This window comes from Rhodococcus sp. KBW08 (genome assembly GCF_003852455.1).
In the GTDB taxonomy this organism is placed as follows: Bacteria; Actinomycetota; Actinomycetes; order Mycobacteriales; family Mycobacteriaceae; genus Rhodococcus_F; species Rhodococcus_F baikonurensis.
On record NZ_QAJJ01000073.1, the window covers coordinates 420 to 1,252 of the forward strand.

At 58.3% G+C, this 833-nt stretch carries 1 protein-coding gene; it reads left to right on the plus strand.

Annotated features, from left to right (window positions below):
* Positions 1 to 833 (plus strand): condensation domain-containing protein (locus DBV08_RS32095; RefSeq protein ID WP_260395835.1); only part of this gene is annotated, 833 nt, incomplete at both ends.

Here is an 833-nt window from a genome sequence, read left to right on the forward strand (position 1 = left end):
CGTCGTCGTTGATTTCGCGTCAGGTCGAGTTCTGGTCTCGGGCGTTGGCCAGGGTGCCGGACCAGTTGGTGTTGCCGTGGGATCGTCCGAGGCCCGCAGTTCAGGCATTCGACGGCGGGCAGGTTCCTGTGGCGATCGGTGTAGACCTGCATCGGCGTCTCGTCGATGTCGCGCAGCAGAACAATTCGACGTTGTTCATGGTGGTGCATGCTGCCTTGGCGGTGGTGTTGGCTCGTTTGTCGGGAATCAACGACATCACCGTCGGCACACCGATCGCCGGCCGAGGTGAGAGAGCGCTGGACGATTTAATCGGGATGTTCGTCAATACGTTGGTGTTGCGGACATCCGTTGATGGCGGCGTTTCCTTTGCTGATCTTCTCTCGCGTTCGCGTGAGGCGGATTTGGCGGCGTTTGCACATGCGGATGTGCCATTCGAGCGTTTGGTGGAGGTGCTCAATCCGGCTCGGTCGACGGCGTATCATCCGTTGTTCCAGGTCGGCTTGTCGTTCCAGAATCTCGGCCAGAGTGCTTTCGAGTTACCGAGTTTGACGCTTTCGGGCGTTGAATTCGACAGTGGAACTTCACAGTTCGACCTTCACTTGATCGTGACCGACCACTATGACGGTGGGGCGGCGAGTGGAATTTCCGGCATTATGACGTTTGCGTCTGCATTGTTCGACGATTCGACGGTGGCCGGGTTTGTGGATCACTTCGTGCGCGTTCTGACTGCGATTGCAGACGACGTCGAAACTGTGATCGGAGATATCGATCTGCTCACCGATGCAGATCGAAGCCTGGTCGCGCGAGCAGGGCACGGGGTGTCTCGTGCTGGT